Origin of the sequence: Streptomyces sp. PA03-6a (assembly GCF_033792765.1) — a bacterium.
In the GTDB taxonomy this organism is placed as follows: Bacteria; Actinomycetota; Actinomycetes; order Streptomycetales; family Streptomycetaceae; genus Actinacidiphila.
Window position 1 is genome coordinate 1 of the sequence record NZ_JARAVK010000164.1, and the last position, 20,669, is coordinate 20,669.

24 protein-coding genes are annotated in these 20,669 nt (G+C 72.1%); 19 read left to right on the plus strand and 5 right to left on the minus strand.

Annotated features, from left to right (window positions below; translation table 11 throughout):
- Positions 1–543: hypothetical protein (locus PV350_RS31265; protein WP_500337188.1), on the plus strand; the 543-nt coding region annotated here is incomplete at its 5' end.
- Here PV350_RS31265 and PV350_RS31270 read toward each other — a convergent pair.
- The gene (locus PV350_RS31270; RefSeq protein ID WP_500337189.1) at positions 544–1,140 is read right to left on the minus strand and encodes a hypothetical protein; all 597 of its coding nucleotides are present in this window, start codon (positions 1,138–1,140) and stop codon (positions 544–546) included.
- Between the two features lie 197 nt (positions 1,141–1,337).
- Positions 1,338–3,497 carry a RecQ family ATP-dependent DNA helicase gene (locus tag PV350_RS31275; protein ID WP_500337190.1) on the minus strand — a complete coding sequence of 720 codons (2,160 nt, stop codon included), beginning with the start codon at positions 3,495–3,497 and terminating at the stop codon, positions 1,338–1,340.
- Positions 3,498–3,651: 154 nt separating this feature from the next.
- Here PV350_RS31275 and PV350_RS31280 point away from each other — a divergent pair, with 154 nt between their 5' ends.
- Positions 3,652–4,893: a DUF4192 domain-containing protein gene (locus PV350_RS31280; RefSeq protein ID WP_500337191.1), complete on the plus strand. Its 1,242-nt coding sequence runs from the start codon at positions 3,652–3,654 to the stop codon at positions 4,891–4,893.
- Here the strand turns inward: PV350_RS31280 and PV350_RS31285 are convergent.
- Positions 4,805–6,115, minus strand: coding sequence for an alpha/beta fold hydrolase (locus PV350_RS31285; RefSeq protein ID WP_499514461.1), 1,311 nt, complete (start codon positions 6,113–6,115; stop codon positions 4,805–4,807). The two genes, PV350_RS31280 and PV350_RS31285, sit on opposite strands and share 89 nt — an antisense overlap.
- Before the next feature lie 131 nt (positions 6,116–6,246).
- Between PV350_RS31285 and PV350_RS31290 the strand changes: the two genes are divergently transcribed.
- From PV350_RS31290 to PV350_RS31315, 6 genes are all read left to right on the plus strand, one after another.
- Positions 6,247–8,226 (plus strand): glycogen debranching N-terminal domain-containing protein, encoded by a 1,980-nt coding sequence (locus PV350_RS31290; protein WP_499514462.1) that lies wholly within the window; start codon positions 6,247–6,249, stop codon positions 8,224–8,226.
- 120 nt (positions 8,227–8,346) lie between these two features.
- Positions 8,347–9,063: an NUDIX hydrolase gene (locus PV350_RS31295; RefSeq protein ID WP_499514463.1), complete on the plus strand. Its 717-nt coding sequence runs from the start codon at positions 8,347–8,349 to the stop codon at positions 9,061–9,063.
- A 29-nt stretch (positions 9,064–9,092) separates the two neighbouring features.
- Complete coding sequence (locus tag PV350_RS31300) at positions 9,093–10,727, plus strand: ATP-binding cassette domain-containing protein (RefSeq protein WP_500337192.1); 1,635 nt, start codon at positions 9,093–9,095, stop codon at positions 10,725–10,727.
- A 92-nt stretch (positions 10,728–10,819) separates the two neighbouring features.
- Positions 10,820–11,728 carry a FadR/GntR family transcriptional regulator gene (locus PV350_RS31305; RefSeq protein WP_499514465.1) on the plus strand — a complete coding sequence of 303 codons (909 nt, stop codon included), beginning with the start codon at positions 10,820–10,822 and terminating at the stop codon, positions 11,726–11,728.
- 322 nt (positions 11,729–12,050) lie between these two features.
- A complete protein-coding gene (locus tag PV350_RS31310; RefSeq protein WP_499514466.1) occupies positions 12,051–13,616 on the plus strand; it encodes an RNA polymerase sigma factor in 1,566 nt (521 codons plus the stop codon).
- Between the two features lie 117 nt (positions 13,617–13,733).
- A complete protein-coding gene (locus PV350_RS31315; protein WP_500337193.1) occupies positions 13,734–14,627 on the plus strand; it encodes a tyrosine-type recombinase/integrase in 894 nt (297 codons plus the stop codon).
- Between the two features lie 58 nt (positions 14,628–14,685).
- Here the strand turns inward: PV350_RS31315 and PV350_RS31320 are convergent, their stop codons facing one another.
- Together PV350_RS31320 and PV350_RS31325 are read right to left on the minus strand one after the other, a co-directional pair.
- The gene (locus tag PV350_RS31320) at positions 14,686–14,880 is read right to left on the minus strand and encodes a hypothetical protein (RefSeq protein WP_500337194.1); all 195 of its coding nucleotides are present in this window, start codon (positions 14,878–14,880) and stop codon (positions 14,686–14,688) included.
- Between the two features lie 187 nt (positions 14,881–15,067).
- Complete coding sequence (locus PV350_RS31325) at positions 15,068–15,442, minus strand: hypothetical protein (RefSeq protein WP_500337195.1); 375 nt, start codon at positions 15,440–15,442, stop codon at positions 15,068–15,070.
- A gap of 244 nt (positions 15,443–15,686) precedes the next feature.
- Here PV350_RS31325 and PV350_RS31330 point away from each other — a divergent pair, with 244 nt between their 5' ends.
- The 11 genes from PV350_RS31330 to PV350_RS31380 all read left to right on the plus strand — a co-directional run bounded on the left by PV350_RS31330 (position 15,687) and on the right by PV350_RS31380 (position 20,600).
- Positions 15,687–15,959, plus strand: a complete 273-nt coding sequence (locus PV350_RS31330; RefSeq protein WP_500337196.1) for a helix-turn-helix domain-containing protein — start codon at positions 15,687–15,689, stop codon at positions 15,957–15,959.
- Positions 15,956–16,225, plus strand: coding sequence for a hypothetical protein (locus PV350_RS31335; RefSeq protein ID WP_500337197.1), 270 nt, complete (start codon positions 15,956–15,958; stop codon positions 16,223–16,225). Before PV350_RS31330 ends, PV350_RS31335 begins: the two co-directional genes overlap by 4 nt.
- A gap of 101 nt (positions 16,226–16,326) precedes the next feature.
- Complete coding sequence (locus PV350_RS31340; RefSeq protein WP_500337198.1) at positions 16,327–16,890, plus strand: DUF6197 family protein; 564 nt, start codon at positions 16,327–16,329, stop codon at positions 16,888–16,890.
- Positions 16,887–17,303: a hypothetical protein gene (locus PV350_RS31345; protein WP_500337199.1), complete on the plus strand. Its 417-nt coding sequence runs from the start codon at positions 16,887–16,889 to the stop codon at positions 17,301–17,303. The genes PV350_RS31340 and PV350_RS31345 overlap by 4 nt, the downstream gene beginning before the upstream one ends.
- Positions 17,304–17,347: 44 nt before the next feature.
- Positions 17,348–17,638, plus strand: coding sequence for a hypothetical protein (locus PV350_RS31350; RefSeq protein WP_500337200.1), 291 nt, complete (start codon positions 17,348–17,350; stop codon positions 17,636–17,638).
- Complete coding sequence (locus PV350_RS31355) at positions 17,635–17,820, plus strand: hypothetical protein (protein ID WP_500337201.1); 186 nt, start codon at positions 17,635–17,637, stop codon at positions 17,818–17,820. The genes PV350_RS31350 and PV350_RS31355 overlap by 4 nt, the downstream gene beginning before the upstream one ends.
- Positions 17,817–18,134 (plus strand): hypothetical protein, encoded by a 318-nt coding sequence (locus PV350_RS31360; RefSeq protein ID WP_500337202.1) that lies wholly within the window; start codon positions 17,817–17,819, stop codon positions 18,132–18,134. The genes PV350_RS31355 and PV350_RS31360 overlap by 4 nt, the downstream gene beginning before the upstream one ends.
- 166 nt (positions 18,135–18,300) lie before the next feature.
- Complete coding sequence (locus PV350_RS31365; protein ID WP_500337203.1) at positions 18,301–18,729, plus strand: hypothetical protein; 429 nt, start codon at positions 18,301–18,303, stop codon at positions 18,727–18,729.
- Entirely contained in the window at positions 18,726–19,331 is a 606-nt protein-coding gene (locus PV350_RS31370; protein ID WP_500337204.1) for a hypothetical protein, read from the plus strand. Before PV350_RS31365 ends, PV350_RS31370 begins: the two co-directional genes overlap by 4 nt.
- Positions 19,324–19,551: a hypothetical protein gene (locus PV350_RS31375; protein WP_500337205.1), complete on the plus strand. Its 228-nt coding sequence runs from the start codon at positions 19,324–19,326 to the stop codon at positions 19,549–19,551. Before PV350_RS31370 ends, PV350_RS31375 begins: the two co-directional genes overlap by 8 nt.
- Positions 19,548–20,600 carry a YqaJ viral recombinase family nuclease gene (locus PV350_RS31380; protein ID WP_500337206.1) on the plus strand — a complete coding sequence of 351 codons (1,053 nt, stop codon included), beginning with the start codon at positions 19,548–19,550 and terminating at the stop codon, positions 20,598–20,600. The genes PV350_RS31375 and PV350_RS31380 overlap by 4 nt, the downstream gene beginning before the upstream one ends.
- Positions 20,601–20,669: the final 69 nt, after the last annotated feature.

Consider the following 20,669-nt stretch of genomic DNA (forward strand, 5'->3'; position numbering starts at 1 on the left):
GTACCGGGCCCCGGCCCCCGCCCCGCGCCGCCGCGTGGCGCCCCGGCGGCCAACGCCCGGCCCGGCCGTCCCGGTCCGGCCCGCGGACCCGTCGTACCCCCGCAGCAGCGTTCGCCGCGGGACACCGAGGTCATGGCCTCCGTCCCCGCCGGCGCGTCGGCGCAGATCCAGCTCATCCCCGCTTCGGTGGACGGTGCCCTCGACGCCGCCGACGAGGCCGTCGACCTGCTGCTGGACAGCGGGCGCGCTCCGGGTGAGGTCCTGGTGCTCACCACCGGCGAGCAGCACCCCTGGGCCGCCCACGAGCTGAGCTTCGGCGAAACGTCCTACTGGGCCCAGCACGACGCCGGCGACGACGTGTTCTACGCCGCTCACGACGCCGACCGCGCCAAGGGGCGGCCCGTGGTGGTCGTGGCCGTCAACGGCGGCTCCGACGAGACCGTGGCGCGTGTCCTGCCCTCCGCGATGGCGCGGGCCGGAACCCTGCTGGTCGTCTGCGGCGACCCGCAGCGGATCAACGCGCTGCTCGGCGTCAACGCCTGATCAGCGCGCCGCCGCGCGGCGCAGGGACGGCGTCCCACTGGGACGCAGGCTCGCTGCGCCGCGGCTCGTGGCCGACCAGGAGGTGGCGTTCGGAGAACGTCCCGAACGGTCCTCGCCCTGCACCCGCCAGCCGTCTTCGGTCAGGGTGATGTACGAACCGGGGCGCAGCCCGTACAGCGAGCAGGCGTCGCGCAGTCCCCACATCCACGCACCGTCCACCTCGGTCCACCCCGCTCCGCCGTCGCGGCAGACGAGCAGGACCGCGGTGCGCACGGGCCTGCGCCGCCGCAGGTCGTCCGCGGTGACCCGGCGCAGGTGGACGAGGATCGCGTTGCGGCGTTCCCAGCCGTCGGTGACGCCGGGGCGCTGCGCGAAGGACGCGCTGGCCGTCAGCCGTTCGTCCGGGGAGTAGACCGCGACCACGGCGGTTCCCGGGGCCGGGAGGTGGCGTGTGTGGAGGTCCGTGACCACTTCGCGCGGGTTGATCAGCAGGGGGATGCCCGCGGCCGTCCATTCGGCCGGCTCGAGGGTGCGATGGCGTCCGGCACGGCGGGAGGAATTCACGGAAGCGGTTTCCGGAGCGAAGCCGATGGCCACGGTCCTCCCTTCGGGTATGCGTCCGCGACCGGGCGTGCGAGGGCATGCCGGTCGTGGGGCTCCAAGAGCCGATGCGGGGATCCAGACTCAATTGTTCCTGTCGCACACGCAGGCGGCAACGGTCATTTTGTCGACCTGTCTGTTATCTGACCCTCCGCCGCTTAGATCCCGTCTCCGTCTCACATGGTGACTACCGGTCAGCCCTGCAAGGCCAGGACCAGCGGAAACACCGCCGTAACACCGGATCGGCGAAGCAGCCGCGCGGCGACGGCCACGGTCCACCCCGTATCGGTGAAGTCGTCGACCAGCAGAACCGGTCCCGCGGCCGCGGCGAGGGCCTCGGAGAGGGCGGGTGGAACGGTGAACGCCCCGTGCAGCGCCCGCAGTCGCTGTGCGCTGTTGCTGCGCGGCACCCGCGAGGGCTCCAGGTCACCGCTGTGCGCCACCTCCCCGAGCAGCGGCATGCGGCCGATCTCGGCGATGCGCGCACCGAGCGACGCAATGAGCTGCGGCCGGGTGTGCGAGGCGACGGTGACGACGCCGACCGGCCGCTGAGGGGCGTCGGGCTCACCGCTCGCCCAGCCGCCCGGGCCCTTCGCCCAGTCCGCGAGCACCTGCACCACGGCCTGCGCCACGTCGTCCGGAACGGGGCCGTCCGTCGCGTTCTCGGCGAACAGCGGGCGGAGCCGGTTGCCCCAGCCGATGTCGGAGAGGCGTCCCAGTGCCCGTCCGGGCGCGGCCTGTTCGCCCGGCGGGATCTTCCCCTTGAGGTCGATGCCGATCGCGGGCAGACCCGTCGGCCACATCCGGCGGGGCTCGACCTCGACCCCCGGGCGCCCGAGGGCCGCCCGTGCCGCCTCCAGGGCCTCGCGGGAGACCTCCGCGGTGAACCGGGGCCCGGCGCAGTTGTCGCAGCGGCCGCAGGGGGCGGCCTCCTCGTCGTCGAGCTGACGGCGCAGGTACTCCATGCGGCACACCGAGGTCGTGGCGTACTCGCGCATCGCCTGCTGCTCGGCCTTGCGCTGCCGGTCGACCCACGCGTACCGCTCGGTGTCGTACGTCCAGGGCCGGCCCGTGGCCGTCCAGCCGCCGCGCACCCGGTGCACCGCACCGTCCACGTCGAGGACCTTGAGCATGGTCTCCAGCCGGTTGCGGCGCAGGTCCACCCGGGTCTCGAGCGCGGGCACCGACATCGGGCCCCCGGAGGCGGCCAGCGTCTCCAGGGTGCGCCGCACCTGTTCCTCACGGGGGAAGGCGAGCGAGGCGAAGTAGCGCCAGATCGCCTCGTCCTCCGGCCCGGGGAGCAGCAGCACCTCCGCGTGGTCCACACCGCGTCCGGCGCGTCCGACCTGCTGGTAGTAGGCGATGGGGGAGGAGGGCGAGCCCAGGTGCACCACGAAGCCCAGGTCCGGCTTGTCGAAGCCCATGCCGAGCGCCGAGGTGGCGATCAGCGCCTTGACCTCGTTGTTCAGCAGCGCGGACTCGGCGGCCCGGCGGTCGGCGTCCTCGGTGCGCCCCGAGTAGGCGGCGACCCGGTGACCGCGCTGCCGGAGGAAGGCGGTGACCTCCTCCGCGGCCGCCACGGTCAGGGTGTAGACGATGCCCGAGCCCGGGAGGTCGCCGATGTGGTCGGCGAGCCAGGCGAGCCGGTGGGCGGCGTCGGGCATGCGCAGCACCCCGAGCGACAGGCTCTCGCGGTCCAGCGGCCCGCGCAGCACGAGGGCACCTTCGTGGTCGCCGGTCCCCAACTGCTCGGCGACGTCGGCCGTCACGCGTGCGTTGGCGGTGGCCGTCGTGGCCAGCACCGGAACGCCCGGGGTGAGATCGGCGAGCATCGTCCGCAGCCGGCGGTAGTCGGGCCGGAAGTCATGGCCCCAGTCGGAGATGCAGTGGGCCTCGTCGACCACGAGCAGGCCGGTGGTGGAGGCCAGCTTGGGCAGCACCTGGTCCCGGAAATCGGGGTTGTTGAGCCGCTCCGGGCTCACCAGCAGGACGTCGATCTCCCCCGAGGCGACCTCGGCCTGCACCGTGTCCCATTCCTCGGGGTTGGCCGAATTGATCGTGCGGGCGCGGATCCCGGCCCGGTCGGCGGCCTCGATCTGGTTCCGCATCAGCGCCAGCAGCGGGGAGACGATCACCGTGGGACCGCTGCCCCGCTCACGGAGCAGCGCGGTGGCCACGAAGTACACGGCCGACTTGCCCCAGCCCGTGCGCTGGACCACCAGGGCGCGGCGGCCGTGCGCGACCAGCGCCTCGACGGCACGCCACTGGTCCTCGCGCAGGCGGGCGGTGCCCGTCGGGTCCCCGACGAGCCGGCTGAGGATCGTGTCGGCGGCGGTGCGCAGTGCGGTGGTCATGCCCCCATGCAACCCGATGGCACCGACACCGCGCCAACCGTGGGGAGGCGGCCTGTGGACAACCCGCCTCGCATAATTGTGATGATATGCGTGAGTTATCCACAGGTTTTGGAGGGGTCTGGCGGAGATCCACGGCGTACGGGACCTTCGGATCATGACTCAGCACACCGAATCCCCCCGTCCCTCGGACGACCCGAAGGTCACGCTGCGCAGCCCGGCCGAACTCGCCGCCGCGCTCCCCTACCTGTGCGGCTTCCACCCCGACGACAGCATTCTGATGATCGCCCTGCACGGCGAACACGGCCGTTTCGGCGGCCGGGCCCGGCTCGGCATCCCACGGGACGCCGCCGAGTGGCCCGGCGCCGCCCAGCAGTTGGCGGAGTGCCTCGTGAACGGCAGCGAGCAGCGCGGCGCGCGGCCGGACGCGATCGTGCTCTTCCTCGTCCAGGAGCCCGCTCCCGGCGAGGACCCCCACCGGGTCATGGAACGGCTGCGCCCGCTGGCGCAGCGGCTGCGGATCGCCTGCGGCACGCTCGACATCCCCGTCGTCGAGGCGCTGTGCGTCGCCGCCGGCCGCTGGTGGTCGTACTGCTGCCCGGACACGGAGCGGTTCCCGCGTGAGGGCATCGGGATCACGTGGTCCGGCGATTCCGTGATGGCCGCGGCGGCCGCCTACGCGGGCCTGCGGATCAGCGGCTCCCTCAAGGAGATGGAGGAGCGCCTCACCCCGCCGCCGCCCGGCGCACCGGCCTCCGCGGCCCGCGGGGACGCCCTGGACGCGGCGGCCGCCGCACTGGTCCCCCGCATGCTGGAGCGTGACGACTCCGAAGAGGTGCGGCGCACCACCCTGCGGCTGCTGCGGGAGGCGCTCGACCGCTTCCGGGCCGCCACCCCGGTGGGGGACGGACCGGAGGCCGACCACGGCGACGACGCCCTGCTGGACGACGACGAGGCCGCCACGATGATCCTCGGCCTGCAGGACCGCACCACCCGCGACGAGGCCGCCGAGTGGATGGACCCGCCGCACACCGACCCTGCGGTGCGCCTGTGGCGGGCGCTCGCCCGGCGCTGCGTCGAGCCGTACCACGAGCACGCCGCCGCGCCCCTGACCCTCGCCGGCTGGGTGGCCTGGTCCGCCGGGGACGAGGCGGCGGCGCGCGTGGCCTTCGGCCGCGCCCTGCACCTCGCCCCCGACTACACCTTCGCCCGGCTGCTCCACGCCGCCGTCAACAACGGCCTCTCACCGGAGCCGCTCCGACGCTACCTGCGGCGGCAGAGCATCGCACGGGCCCGCCGGGCAGCGCTCCTCACAGCTCGCCGTGGGCCAGCCGGATCAGCCGGTCGAGGACCCGGCCGCCGCTCACCCGGAGCCCGTCGTGCTCGTACTCGTCGGTGACCCAGGTGCGCAGGCCGCGGACCGAGCGTGCGGTGGCGAGCGAGTCGGCCGTGTCCACGTACATGTCGTCGTGGTAGACGGCCGCCGCCACCGGCACCTCGTTCCGCGCCAGCTGATCCGGGTCGTACAGGTCGGGCCACTCCTCGTGCTGCGCGAGGTGGTGCGCCGTCTCGCGCAGCGGCGCCAGTGCCGGGTCCGTGGCGAACATCCAGGGGTAGATCATTTCGCCGGTCAGCAGGACCGGCGCGTCGTCCGCCAGCGGCTTGTCGACGTCGAACTGCGGGAACTCGGCCCGGACCGACTCGGCGGCCCAGCCGGTGGCCCGCGGCGAGACCGAACGCTGGCCGTAGATCGACTCGTGCAGCACCGCGTAGAGCGGATTGCCCGCGAACGACAGATGGCCCTGGACCTCGGCGAGGAAGGAGTCGGAGAGCTGGAGGCCGGATCCTCCGGTCACGAAGGCGTCCTCGAGCAGGTAGTGCAGCGTGTGCGAGCCGGTGCCCGTACCGAGCAGCATCCCGGTGGTCTGGAAGGCCTCCGCGGTCAGCAGCCCGCCGCCCGGGAGCCTGACCTCGCGCTCGCGCAGGTGCCGCACGATCGCGCGGACGGTCTCGACGTCCTCCGGGTAACGCGCGTAGTGCGCCGCGGCCTTCCGCTCCACACGGGGGTAGGCAGCCCGGTAGACGTCCTCGGCCGTGCTGCGCAGGCCGGCCAGCCCGCCGGTCACGAAGGCCTCGCGGACGCCCTCGGGGGCGAAGGACAGGTAGGTGAGCGTGCAGAAGCCGCCGTAACTCTGGCCGAGCAGGCTCCACTGGCCGTCCTCGCCGAGCAGCTCACGGCGGATCAGCTCGCAGTCGCGGACGATCGAGTCGGCCCGGAAGTGCTCCAGATAACGGGCCTGGGCGGAGGCGTCCCCGCGCAGCGGCAGGGTCTGCCGGTTCGCCGGGGTGGAAAGGCCGGTGCCCCGCTGGTCGAGCAGCAGCACCCGGTAGTCGTCCAGCGCCCGGGTGAGCCAGCCGTCGCGGCCCAGCGGCCGCGGCGACCGGCCGCCCGGCCCGCCCTGCAGGAACAGCAGCCAGGGCAGCGGATCTCGTTCCTTCCCGGCGGCCACGACCTCGCGTGCGTACACCTCGATCCGTTCACCGCCGGGGTCCGCGTGGTCGAGCGGCACCTGGAAGGTGTGGTCGGTGATGACGGTTCCCGGCTGACGGTAGACGGCCATGGCTCTCTTTCCGGTGATACGGAGGGCTTCCCGATCAGGAACGGTAGACGGCGCGTGACCCGAGTGCCCACACGGCCGTTCTCGTGGGTAGTGGCGGCAGCGCCCGAGCGACCGTTCGACGAGGAGGTGGCATGAGCCCGCAGCCGGTCAACCGGCCGCCCCGGCAGGACCGGGGGCCGCAGCCGGTGCACGACGCCGTGATGTGCGTCGCGGCCCCGGCCCTCGCGGTCTCGCCGGAGCACGGACAACTGGACGGAAGCGGTCTCGCCGGCTTCTACCAGGGCGGCCGCCGGGTCCTGGCCCGCTGCGAGCTGCGCATCGCAGGGGCGCCACCGGTCCCCGTGCAGGGCGGGCTCGTCACGGCGGGGCGGGCGCGGTTCACCTCCGTCGCCCGCGTTCCCGGCGACACCGCACCCGACCCGGCCCTCACCGTCGAGAGGCTCCGCACGGCCGGGGGCACCGAGCGCATCACGGTCCACAACACCGGTTCCCGCGCCCTGCGCATCCCGTTCGAGGTGGCGCTGGCGACCGACCTCGCCGAGCTGGCGGCGATCGCGGCCGGATCCTCCGGGCCTGAACTGCAGCCCAGCGTCTGCGACGCGGGGCTGCTGTGGTCGGCGGAGGGCCTGCGGGCCCGGGTGACCGCCGTGCCGGCACCCGAGAGCGCCATGGCCTCCGCCGGGCTGCTGTGCTGGGAGCTGGCCCTGCCCTCCGGGGCGTCCCGCACGATCGAGCTGCGCGTGACGCTGGAGCCCGCGGCGGCCGGCGTGAACGGCGGATCCGCCCCCGCAGTCCCCGTGCCCTGGTCGGCCCCGGAGATCCGCGGCGCCGACGGCCGGGCGGAGACGCTGTTGCGCGCCGCCCTCGACGACCTGCGGGCGCTGCTGCTGCGCGACCCGGGCCACCCGCTGGACGTCCATGTGGCGGCGGGCGCCCCCTGGCGGCTCGGTCCCGCCCCGGCCGACGCCCTGTGGGCGGCCCGCATGCTGCTGCCGCTCGGCACCCGCCTGGCGGCCGGCACCCTGCGGGCGTTCGCCCGCCGTCAGGACCCGGAGACCGGCGGCCTGCCTGGGCCGTTGCGCCATGCCGGTCCGCATCTGCCGCCCACCTGTTCCGGAGTGGAGGCGGGGCTGCTCTTCGTCACGCTGCTCGCCGAGGCACGCCGGTGGGGACTTCCGGAGCGGGACACCGAACAGCTGCTGCCGGCCGCCGAGCGCAGTCTGTGGTGGCTGCGGTCCGTCGCGGGTGAGGGCGGATACGTCCCCGACCCCGCGCCGGGCGGCCCGCTGCGTTGCGACGTGCAGGCACACGCCCACCGGGCCATGCTGCACGGCGCCGATCTGCTCCAGGCCCACGGACGCCCGGGCGCCGAGGAATGGCGGGAGCGGGCCGAGGCGCTGCGCCGGAGGTTCCGGGAGGACTTCTGGCTTGACGACCTGGCCGGCGGGAGCCCGGCCGCCGCGCTCACCCCTGACGGCAGACCCGTGCCCCACCTGGGCTCGGCAGCCGCCCATCTGCTCGACACCGGTCTGCTGGGCGGCTGCGAGCTCGCCCCCGGTCTGCTGGACAAGGTGCAGACGGAGCAGCTCGCCCGCCTCCTGGCGGCCCCGGAACTCGACTCGGGATGGGGGCTGCGCACACTGTCCGCCAAGGCCCCCGGCTACAACCCCTTCGGCCACCGCGGCGGAGCGGTACGCGTCCACGAGACGGCCGTCGCGGTCGCCGGGCTGGCGGCCGCCGGCCACGAGCGAGAAGCCTCGGCGCTCCTCCTGGGCGTGCTGGACGCAGCCGGTGCCTTCGGCCACCGGTTGCCCGAGATGTACGCGGGGGAGCAGCGCGACGACTCCCGTCGTCCCGCCCCGCACCCGACGGCCTCGCGGCCCGCCGCGGTGGCCGCGGCCGGGGCCGTCCACCTGCTGATGGCCCTCGCCGGGATCCGCCCCGACGCCCCCGAACGCATGGTGGCCGTACGCCCTCTGGTCACCGCCCCGCTCGGCGACCTCGGCCTCACCGGGTTGCGGGTGGCCGAGGAGCCCTTCGCGCTGCGGATCGGCGCGTCCGGTACGGCCGTGATCGAGGAGGCGGCTCCGGGACTTCAGCTCGGTGCCTGAACCCGCCGGCGGCACCGGGCGCCGCCCCGGCGCCGTGACGTCGAACAACAGGCCGAAAGCGGGTCGCGTCATCCCGCCAACCTGCTGTTTATCGTCAGGCAGACGACTATGATCGCGGGCATGGCGCCCTACGACCCGTCAGCTTTCCCGCCCTTCGCCGTCACTGTCGATCTCGTCGTGCTCACAGTGCGCAGCCACGCCCTGTGCGCCCTCGCGGTCCGCCGCGGTGAGCCGCCCTACCAGGGCCGGTGGGCGCTGCCCGGCGGCTTCGTACGCGGCGACGAGGACCTGTCCGGGGCGGCCGCCCGCGAACTGGAGGAGGAGACCGGACTGCGCGCGGGCAGCGGGGTCCACCTCGAGCAGCTGGCCACCTACGGCGATCCCAAGCGCGACCCTCGCATGCGCGTGGTCAGCGTCGCCCACCTCGTGCTCGCCCCGGACCTGCCCGCGCCCCGCGCCGGCGGCGACGCCCGCAGCGCCCGATGGGCCCCGGTCGAGGAACTGCTGCGCAACGGCGAGGAGGGTGCCCTCGCCTTCGACCACACGCGCATCCTGGCCGACGGCGTGGAGCGCGCCCGCTCCAAACTGGAGTACTCGGCTCTGGCCACCGCCTTCTGCCCGCCCGAGTTCACCGTCGGCGAGCTGCGCCGGGTCTACGAGGCGGTGTGGGGCGTCGCCCTGGACCCGCGCAACTTCCACCGCAAGGTGACGGGGACGGTCGGTTTCCTCGTCCCCAGCGGCGGCACCACGACCCGTCAGGGCGGCCGCCCCGCGCAGTTGTTCCGCGCGGGTGGTGCAACCATCCTCAATCCGCCGATGTTGCGACCAGAGGTGTAAATTCCGGGCCATTTGCGCGTTATGGTGCAATGGTGATCCAGGCCATCGGATTGACCAGCGCGTCCCGGGGCGAAGAGCCCCCCGCCGTCGACGACCTCAGCTTCGACGCCCGTCCCGGCGAGATCACCGTCCTGCTCGGCGACGGCGGCGCCGGCAAGTCCACCGTCCTGCGGCTGATGCTCGAACTCGAACCGGGCCGCGGCATCACGCTGTTCGGCGGGCGCCCCCTGCACCGCCACACCCATCCGGCCAACGCGGTGGGCGTGCTGCTCGGTGAGGTCCCCGGCCACCCCTCCCGGACCGCGCGCGGCCACCTGCGCATGCTCGCAGCCGCGGCCGGGGCCCCCGCCGAACGCGCCGACCAGGTCCTGGAGATCGTGGGCCTGCGTGAAACGGCCGGACGCCGCCTGTCGACCTTCTCCCTCGGGATGGACCGCCGCCTGGGTGTGGCCGCGGCGCTCCTCGGAGACCCTCCCGCGCTGCTCCTGGACGATCCCGCCCAAGGGCTCTCCCCGCACGACACCGCCTGGTTGTACGGCCTGCTCAAGGCGTACGCGGCGCGCGGCGGCGCCGTCGTGGTCACCTGCGCCGACCCCAAGGCGGCGGGCCGGCTCGGCGACCGCGTCGTCACCCTCGACAAGGGCCGGCTCGTCGCCGACCAGTCCGCCCACGAGTTCGGCCGCCGCCGGCTGCGCCCGTACGTGGCCGTCCACTCGCCCCAGGCCGAACGCCTGGGCCTGCTGCTGACCGACGACGGGACCGAGATCACCCACGAGAGCGGCAGCCGCATCCGCGTGCACGGCGCGACCACCGCCCAGGTCGGCGAAACCGCCTTCCGCAACGGCATCCTGCTGCACCGCCTCGCGGACGAGGTCGCCGACACCGGTGTTCCGGAGGGTCCCCTCGGCGACCGCGACCGGCCCGCCGTGCCCCTGGCGGCCGCGCGCGCCGCTGTGCCGCCCGCCGGTCCCGCCCGGCCCGTCCGTTACGAACTGCGCCGCCTCACCGGCGTCCGCGGCCCCTGGCTCGTCGCACTGGTCTCCGTCCTGGCCTCGGGACTGGCCACCCTGGCGCTGCTGCGCACCGGGCACGACGCCTTCTCCCTGCGCCTGCTGACCGGCTGGTCGCACTCCCTGCCCCTGCCGCCCGCCGCATTGGGCGGCGGGCTCCTCGGCGCGCTCGCCTACGGCCAGGAGTTCCGCTATCCCGCGCTGGCACCCGCGCACGCGCCCGTGCCCCGTCAACTGCGTCTGCTGCTCGCCAAACTCGTCGTCAACGGGTCGGCGGCGGCGCTGATCGCCCTCCTGGGGACGGGGCTCAGCCTGGTCGTGATGCGCCTGGAGTTCGGGGCGGGCGGACTGCCCGCGCCGTTCGCGCTGGCCTCCACCACGGCGGCCTCGGTCGCCCTCGTGCTCGTCTGCTGCTGGGCCGGGGTGCTGGCGGCCGGGGTGTTCCGCACCACCGCGCTCGGGCTGGCCGGTGTCCTCGCGGTTCCGCTGCTGGTCGCGCCGGTGGTGAGGCGGGCGGCGTCCGCCCCGGCGATCGACGTGGTCCGCATGGCGACCCAACCGGTGCGCTATTCCTTCGTCTTGTCGCTCTTCGCTCTCTTGTGTGCCTATGCGGCAACGGTCTTGCGCCGGAGAAACCCCATTTCCTTCCGATAAAGCGTCAATTATCAGGTGATGAGTGCTCACCCTTTCGTGTGCTTTTCAGGAAAGCCCTCAAGGCCTCCCGCGCCATCGCCGACAAATGATGCGTGAGTACCCTTGCGCACACCATGATGACCGCGGCCCGCCCCGCCGACCCGAGTCTCGGCGGCGGGGACATCGACCGCTATCCGTACGCCGACGCCCCCGTCGGCCTCGACCGCCCCGGCCCCGCACCCTCCTGGGACGGCGGCGACACCGACATGGGCCGGGTCGGCCGTCGCGCCGCCGGGAGCCGTGGCCGCGGGCTGCACGGCCAACTCGTCCAGCAACTCGGCCAGATGATCGTCTCCGGCGATCTCGGGGCCGACCGCCCGCTCGTCCCCGAGGAGATCGGCCAGCGTTTCGAGGTCTCCCGCACCGTCGTCCGCGAGTCGCTGCGGGTGCTGGAGGCCAAGGGCCTCGTCAGCGCCCGGCCCAACGTCGGCACCCGGGTCCGCCCGGTCAGCGACTGGAACCTGCTCGACCCCGACATCATCGAATGGCGGGCCTTCGGCCCGCAGCGCGACGACCAGCGCCGGGAGCTGTTCGAACTGCGCTGGACGATCGAGCCCCTCGCCGCGCGCCTCGCGGCGGGTCACGGCCGGGAGGACGTCCAGCAGCGCCTCGTCGACATGACCGACATCATGTCCCACGCCGTGGGACAGGGTGACGGCCTCACCTTCTCCCGGGCGGACGCGGAGTTCCACGCCCTGCTGCTGCAGGTCGCGGGCAACCGGATGCTGGAGCACCTCTCCGGCATCGTCTCCTCCGCCCTGCAGGTCTCCGGCGGCCCCGTCACCGGCTGCGAGCGCCCCGGTGAACACTCGGTGGCCCTGCACACGCGGGTCGTCGAGGCGCTGGCCGCCTCCGACGGTGCCGAGGCGGAGACCGCCATGCGCCAGCTGCTCGCCGCCCACCCCGACCCGGGTGCCGGCGGCTCGACGGACCACGTCGTCCCCGCCCCCCGGGAGCACTGACCGCTCCCGGGCAGCACGAGACGGCACCGACTTCCGCCGCCGGCCCACGCCCTCCGGGCCCGGCGGCGGAGCCGTCCGCCATGTTTGACGCCCGCATCCGACCGGGCATGGTCGTGGCGTGCAGGGGAGTGTCCCGCTATCGACGGTTTGGTGCCGATCCGGGGTGTGACCCGGCCCACGTACGGCCGGGCGTAACGCTCTCGGCGGCAGCGCGATGAGCTTAGAGGTGGCGGCCGTGCGAGGAATATCCGCGACGAACATGACGCTGAGTTGCTGAGCGGTTCCCACCGTAGTCGTTTTCCATCGTTCCGAGAGGTTGTTCGTGTCGGCCAGCACATCCCGTACGCTCCCGCCGGAGATCGCCGAGTCCGAGTCTCTGATGGCGCTCATCGAGCGGGGTAAGGCTCAGGGTCAGATCGCCGGCGACGACGTGCGCCGAGCCTTCGAAGCGGACCAGATCCCGGCAACCCAGTGGAAGAACGTTCTGCGCAGCCTCAACCAGGTCCTCGACGAGGAGGGTGTGACGCTGATGGTGAGTGCCGCCGAGGCGCCCAAGCGCACCCGTAAGAGCGTCGCAGCCAAGAGCCCGGCGAAGCGTACTGCCACCAAGACCGTCGCCACCAAGGCCGCCCCGGTCAAGAAGACCGTCGCTGCCAAGACCACCGCGGCCCCCGCCCCCACCATGGCGGCGGAGCCCGTGGCGGAGCCGGAGGACGATGCCGTGGCATCCGCGAAGAAGGCCGTCGCCAAGAAGACTGCGGCGAAGAAGACCACCGCGACCGCCAAGAAGACCGCGGCGAAGAAGACCACCGCGACCAAGACCAAGAAGGACGACGAGCTCGTCGAGGGCGAGGAGCTCATCGAGGACGCCGCCCCCGGCAAGGACGAGGACGTCCCGGCCGAGGCCGAGGCGGAGAGCTTCGTGCTGTCCGACGAGGACGAGGACGACGCGCCCGCGCAGCAGGTCGCCGCGGCCGGCGCCACCGCCGACCCGGTGAAGGACTACCTCAAGCAGATCGGCAAGGTCCCGCTGCTCAACGCCGAGCAGGAGGTGGAGCTCGCCAAGCGCATCGAGGCCGGTCTGTTCGCCGAGGACAAGCTGGCCCAGGCCGACAAGCTCGCCCCCAAGCTCAAGCGCGAGCTGGAGATCATCGCCGAGGACGGCCGCTGGGCCAAGAACCACCTCCTGGAGGCCAACCTCCGTCTGGTGGTCTCGCTGGCCAAGCGCTACACCGGCCGCGGCATGCTCTTCCTGGACCTGATCCAGGAGGGCAACCTCGGTCTGATCCGTGCGGTCGAGAAGTTCGACTACACCAAGGGCTTCAAGTTCTCGACATACGCGACCTGGTGGATCCGCCAGGCGATCACCCGCGCGATGGCCGACCAGGCCCGCACCATCCGCATCCCGGTGCACATGGTCGAGGTCATCAACAAGCTGGCCCGCGTCCAGCGCCAGATGCTCCAGGACCTGGGCCGCGAGCCCACCCCGGAGGAGCTGGCCAAGGAACTCGACATGACCCCGGAGAAGGTCATCGAGGTCCAGAAGTACGGCCGCGAGCCCATCTCGCTGCACACCCCGCTCGGCGAGGACGGCGACAGCGAGTTCGGTGACCTCATCGAGGACTCCGAGGCCGTCGTGCCGGCCGACGCGGTCAGCTTCACGCTGCTGCAGGAGCAGCTGCACTCGGTGCTCGACACGCTCAGTGAGCGCGAGGCGGGCGTGGTCTCCATGCGCTTCGGCCTCACCGACGGCCAGCCGAAGACGCTGGACGAGATCGGCAAGGTGTACGGGGTCACCCGTGAGCGCATCCGCCAGATCGAGTCCAAGACCATGTCCAAGCTGCGTCATCCCTCGCGTTCCCAGGTGCTCCGCGACTATCTTGACTGATCGCACCTGCTAGAACCGCCCCTGACCATTGCGTTCGTCGGTCAGGGGCGGTTTCATGTCTAAGCACAGAAGCGCTAACCCAGATATCGCGCTTCCACCGCCGTGCTTGGGGGGACCGTGACACCAGACGACCTGCTGGCCCTGCTCGACTCCTGGCTCCTGAACCTGCGAGCCGAGCGCAAGAGCGACCAGACCGTGAAGACCTACGGTGACGGAGTGCGAGCGTTCATCCGCTGGGCCGAAGAGGAAGACGTCCAGCTCGAGCTGAAGAAGCACACCGTCAACGCGTTCATCGTCGCCCTCCTGGACCGCAAGGCCTCCGACGCCACCGCCCGCTCCCGCCAGCTGTCCCTCCGGCGGTTCTCCGCCTGGCTGGCCGCCGAGGGAGAGATCCCGACCGACGACTTGGCCGGCCTGAAGCCACCGAAACTCGATAGCAAAGTTGTCCCTGAGCTATCCGAGGATCAGCTCAAGCTCCTCGTCGCGGCCTGCAAGGGCAACGACCTGCGGGACCGGAGGGACGAGGCGATCATCCGCCTGATGATCGAGACCGGCGCCCGGGCCGGGGAGGTCGTCGCGATGGAGACCGGCGACATCAACCTCAAGGAGGGCACCGCGGTGGTCCGCCGCGGCAAGGGAGGCAAGGGCCGCACCGTGCCAATCGGCCCGCAGACCTGCCGGGCCATCGACCGCTACCTCCGCACCAGGCGCGCCCACCGCCTCGCGGCGACGCCCGTGCTGTGGCTGGGGGACCGGGGCAAGGGCTTCTCGTACTACGCCCTGTACGACACCCTCGTGTGGCGCGGGGAAGTCGCCGGGATCGAGGACTTCCACCCGCACGTGCTGCGGCACACGGCAGCCGGACGCTGGCTGGCCAAGGGCGGCTCTGAGGGCGGGCTCATGGCGATGGCGGGGTGGTCACGCCGCGACATGATCGACCGATACACGAAGGCCAGCTCGGAGAAGCGAGCCGCGGACGAGGCGCGGCGGCTGCAGCTGGGGGATTTGTAGCTAGGGGCAGCGGACGGGCCGGCCAGTGTGTGGGTGCCGGCCCTGCCCGATGCGTCCTTCAGGTGCCAGCGGGGTGGCTTACCTGGTGCATCCCGCTCAACCTCGGGATGCTGGCCCGCAGGAGGGTGAGGGCCTGGCCCTCGGTGAGCCTGCGGGGGTTGTACGCCATGCGGATCGTGGACCCGAAGTCCTTGAAGACCATCAACTGGCCAGGGTCAAGGACATCCCCCTCTTCGACGATCACACTGGTCACGCGAGACCCCCTTGTCCACGCTGCGCGATTCAAGGCACACTTAAATCGCACACACGTTCGGTCGTGGCGAGGTGGGATCACTCTACGTCTTCACACGGCTATCACATAGTGAAACCAGAGAATCCGCTTGACCGAATATTGTCCCCCGGAAGACTCATTACACCCCAGGAGGGTTGCAGTCTGCCCGTCAGCTTTGCTCTTCGTCCCACCTGTCCAGGTACGACCGGGACGCGAGTGTGTCCGCTTCGGTCTCGGGGTCATGCAGGACGACGCCGCCACCGAGCTCGGTCGCGATGTAACCGGTGTACTGAAGGGCGGCCGCACGCGCTGCCCGCTCCGGGGGGACGCCAACGCCGGCCGCCACCGCGCGGACGAGCTCCGGTGAGATCTTGACGTCGACTCCCCGGGCGATCTTCCAGACCGTGTCCTTCGCCGGCCGGTAGCCCGTGACCGGGTCGACGGCGCGCTCGCCAACCTGACGCCACGTCATACCCGTTGCTGTGACGCGATCGGACACGAGCTGAGTCAGTGTCTCTGGCTGCGTTTCCGCTGGCTGCGTCATCGAGAGCTCCATAACCGGCTGGGGGGTTCGGACGTGTCGGCGTCGCCCGGTGGCAGATTACCCCCCAGACACGCTGCCATTGTCCACGAACGTATCCACGTTCGACTATGCGACCTGGGAAAAGCGTCCGGAAACTGACTAGTAGCTGGGACAAGTGAGGTTTACGCCTCCGAATGCTGGACGCCGCCACGTCTTCTGTGCTTAGCTGTCTACGTCTACAGACGCGGACAGCGCGGGGATGTACATGGACTACGAACTGAACGACGGCCACCTCCTAAGACGGCTCATGAGATGCCCCGACAAGGGAGGGACCCGCCACACGGTGCGCAGCCTGGCTGACGCGACTGGCCTCAGCAAAAGCAAGATCAGCAACATGCTCAACGACCGCTCAAAGAAGGTCCCCGAAGGCGCGGCAGACGCCACCGCGGAGGCCGTCGGCGAGCAACGCAAGGCTCTTTTCACGCCAATCGCGTCTACGTCTACGGACGCAGACAACGAGGAAGGACCCCCCACATGAGCCCCGAGGAGCGCCAGGCAAGGGCCGAGCTCGGAGCCCGAGTCAGCTGGGCCAACACGATCGACCGGACCGCCCGCACCGAGGCAGCCCGCCGCGCGAAGGAAGAGAAGTACTTCGCCCAGGCCCGCGAGATGCACCCCGACGCGACCGACGAGCAGGTCGCCCAGGTCGCGGAGCAGCTCAAGGAAGCGGCGATGGCCCGCATGCGGCTCGCCGCGGCGACGGCCCGCCGCAAGAAGGCGGAGCGCAACAAGCAGCCGGCCTAACCAGCCGGCCTCCCCCCCACAGCAGGAGGGGCCGCCCCGGAAGGCACTCCGGATGCGACCCCACACGGATCACCTCAGCACCTAAGAGACGGAGGCTCACCGTGAGCCATCAGGTTACCGGCCTCGCCCCGCTGTTCCGAAGCGCGGCGTACCTCATCGCCGCCAACGGGCACCACCAGGGCGACTACATCCCCGACCCGTTCAACCGGGTCCTCCACAAGCTGCCGCACGAGCGGCCCATGTCGATGGTGGCGGCGCTGCGTTGCGCCGAGCAGGGCCACCCGCAGCGCTTCGGCCCCAAGTCGACGGCCGCGATCGAGTTCCTCGCCGACCGGCTGCCCGTCAACGACGAGCCCCCGTACTGGCGCGACGAGATGAGCCTGGAGTGCCACGTCGCCTCGTGGGGTGACGTCGTCGGCCGCACGGTCGACGAGGTCGTCGAGCAGCTGCTCCTCGCGGCGCAGGCCGCCGACGCCGCGCACGCCGCGGTGGTGCCGGTGCACCTGGTCACTTCGGATGGCACGGAGTGGGAGCTGTCGTCGATTCCGGCGGAGGGTGAGCCGCAGTACGTGCTGGCGGGTGTGCAAGACGCGCCGCCGGCGGTGTTCGCGGGTCTGGGTGAGCTGGCGTCGCGGTTCGGTGCGGTGCTGGGCGGTGTCGCATGAGCCAGCCGCCGACCGTGACGCGCAACCAGGACGACATCGTCGCCCGCGCCGAGGCCTCCGACGACATCTTCGGCTGGGCGCAGGAAGTCCTCCTCGCGTACGTCGACTACGACCACGCCCGGCCCTTCCTGCACGACGGCGTCACCGAGGCGCAGTGGGCCGAGTACGCCGAGGACCCGGCGAAGGTGCGGGACGCGGCGCACGCTTACTACGTCTTCGCCCTCGGGAAGATCGAGGACGAGCGGGGGATCTCCGCCGAGCGGTCCGTGATCAAGCTGCGTGAGTACGCGTGGCTGATGGGTCTGGACGACGTGGTCGCTGCGATGGACGCGGCGGAGTACGCGCCCTACGGAACGCCGAAGGTGGAGGCGTTCGCCGCCGGCCTCGGCTTCACGCCGGATGGTGTGGCGTGAGCGCGTCGCTGAGTCCGGAGCGGCTCGCTGAGATTCGTGCCTCTGTGGCAAGGGCTCCGCATCCGGCGCCGGGTACGTGGGCGGCTGGCCTGCGGGAGTTGCTCGCCGAGGTCGACCGGCTGACGGTGCGTGTCGCTGAGCTGCAGACGCCGTGCGCCCCGCGCATCTGCGAGTGCGGCCATTCCCACCTCGCCCACACCATCCCGACGCCCCACTCGTGCTTCGCCTTCGGCCAGACCTGCCCGTGCCAGCAGTACCGGCAGCTCCCGCCCGATGAGGCCGTCGCTCAGGTCCGCAGGAACCTCCGCGCCGCCGAGGCCGGTGAGCAGCGATGACGACCTGGACCCCGCCCGGCACCGTCCGTCGGCACGTCCGCCACTACCGCGCGCAGGCCTGGCGCCTCATGCACCCGCGCCGCTTCCACGAGGCCGAACTCCTCGCCCAGCGGCACCAGCTCGAGGACCCCGCCGAGCCGCCGCTCGCCTGCCCCGGCCCGCCGATGGGCGGTGCCTCATGAGCGACCTCACCTGGCTCGCCGCCACCACGTCCGTGCCCCTCGCCTGGCTCGTGGTCTGCGCTGCGATGAACCACCGCGAGACCGCCGCCGCCGCCATGCCGCTCGTGACCGACCCCGGCGCCGAAGCCCACCGTGCCCTCACCCGACCGCAGCCCTTCCCCACCGGGATGCACCGCCGCCCCGGACCGGCCGCCGAGTTCGAAGGCACCCGCCACCTGGCCGCGTGTGACTGCGGCCGCCCCATCCCGAACGGCCGTGTCGCGTACTGCTCCGACCGCTGCCGCTGGACCGACGACCACCACGGGAGCAACTGATGCGACCGATCTACTGCGACGGCAACGACTGCGACCAGATGCCGGCGGGTCAGCACGAGCCGGGGTGTTCGGCTCGGGAGATCCCGGCGGTGGCTGAGGACATCGTGTGGGAGACGGCGTTGGAGGACGGGTTTGCTCGTCGTCCGGTCCGGTCGGCGGTGGACGCATGAGCGCCCGCGACCTGCAAGCGAAGCTCTACGACGCACTGGTCTCCTTCAACACCGTCGCCTGCTGGGACGTGCTCAAGCTGGCGCAGATGCGCGAGTACCTCGCCGAGCACCTGGCGGGCGAGCTGAGGAAGGGCACCAGCGACGTCACCCAGGCGGCCGCCGGCGAGCTCACCATCTACCGCGCCTCCCACGACGCCATCGTCATGGGCCACTACACCACCCGCGACGCCGCCCAAGATCACTGCCTGACGTCGGCGGACAACTCCGACCTCCACAACTACGAGTTCACCTGGCACGACGACGAGGACGGCGGCGCCGAACTCTGGGCGACGTTCTCCTCGCGCAGCATGCCCGAACGCCCCACTGGCTACGTCGTGACGCCGGTCCCGGTCGCCTCCGAGTACGACGAGGAGGACGACGAATGACCGAGCCCTTCACCCCCCGCACCGAACGCGAGCACTGGGTCGCCATCGCCGACGCCCTCAACGCCGCACACCAGGCTGGGATGCCCGTCGGCATCGACCTCGACGGCACCCTCACCGACCACCGCGCGTGGTCCGTGATCTGGGACCGCGACGGCGAGCGCTGGACCGTCGCCGGATACGACGACGACATCCCGACCGGCCAGCCCGACGGCGACTGGGTCCGCTGCTGCCAGACCCTCTTTGGCCAAGGCCAGTGCCCCAACGCCGAGCGCCACGCCAAGGCACTGGAGCGCGGCTGGCAGGAGGCCATACCCGGAGCGTGGCTCTGCCAGGACCACGCGGATCGCCCGGCCCCGCTGCGGCCCCGCACAGACGACCGGCGCGCCGCCCTCCTCACCACCATCCGCCAACGCGGAGGCCAATGGACCACCGGCCGCGTACGCGCCCTCTACAAGCGCCTCTACCCCGGCCACGTCTACCGCTCCGCGCTCCGCAGCGACCTCGCCCTCTTGCACCGCAAGGGCCACCTCGTCCGCAACGACGGCCCCCGCGGCCGCTACTACACCCTCGCCACCGCCGAAGGGGGAACCCACCGTGCCTGAGCCCACCACCCGCCGCACCGTCCTCGCCCACGCCATAAGAGCAGAGGCCGGCCCCTGGACCGCCACCCGCGCCATGGGCATCAACGCCGCCGCCGGATTCAGCGGGCACCGCAACACCGCCCGCAAGGACCTCCGCGCGCTCGTCCGCGCCGGGGTCCTGGTCCCCATCGCGGGGGCCGGGAACCGGACCTACGCCCGCCCGGAGGTCAACGCCGCATGACCACCAGCACGCTGGCCGGAGCCCCCGCGGCTCCGGCCGGCGGCCGGGTCACCCCCACCGGCCGCCTCATCCTCCACCACGACACCCCCCGCGAGCAGTGGCTCGACGCCCGCCGTAGCGGGATCGGCTCCAGCGACCTGCCCGCCGTCCTCGGACTGTCCGGCTTCAAAACCCCGCTCCACGTCTACTACGACAAGCGCGGCGACCTCCCCCACGACGACACCTGGTCCGAGGCCGCCCACTTCGGGAACGTCCTCGAAGAGCCCCTCGCCCGAGACTGGGCTCGCCGCAACCGCACCGTCGTCGAACCCGTCGGCCTCATCGCCAACATCGACGACCCCACCCAGATGTGCACCCTCGACCGGCTCTGCACCGAGTGCCCCCTCGACCGCAGCCAGCACTCGCTGTGCGCGCTCGAGGTGAAGACGAGGAACGCGTTCGTCGCCAAGTTGTGGAGGCAGGGCCCGCCGGACGACGTCTTGGCCCAGGTGCTCTGGCAGATCCTCGTCACCGGCCTCGACCACATCCACGTCGTCTGCCTCATCGGCGGCCAGGACTACCGCCAGTACACCGTCCGCCGCGAACACCACACCCCGCTGGTGGCGTACATCAACGCCGAAGCATCACGGCTGTGGCACGAGCACATCCTCGCGGGGCGGCCGCCTGCCATCACCGGTGAGGAACCGCCCGACGCGCTGATCGAGCTGTACCAGCGGATGCACCCCGACCGGGACGGCTATGTCGAGCTGGACCGGGACTTCGAGGCGCAGGCCGACGTCCGCGACTACCTCGAAGCCACCGCCGAGAAGGCCGCTGCCGAGAAGCGGCAGAAGGCCGCGAAGGCGCGGATGCTCGCCAACCTCGGCAACGCCCAGGCCGCGATCGTCCAGGACAAGACCTTCTACTCGATCGAGCAGAGCAGCAAGACGACGGTCGATGTCGCCCGCCTCGCTGAGGAGTTCCCCGAGGCGTACGCCGCGTGCGTCAGCGACACCACCCATGACCGCCTGTCCATCCCCGCCGCTGTGCGGAAGGAGCTCACCCCGTGACGTCTCTCACCGAGCGCGCTGAGGCCGCCGCCACCGGCGAGACCACCACCGCCCCGACCTACACCCCGC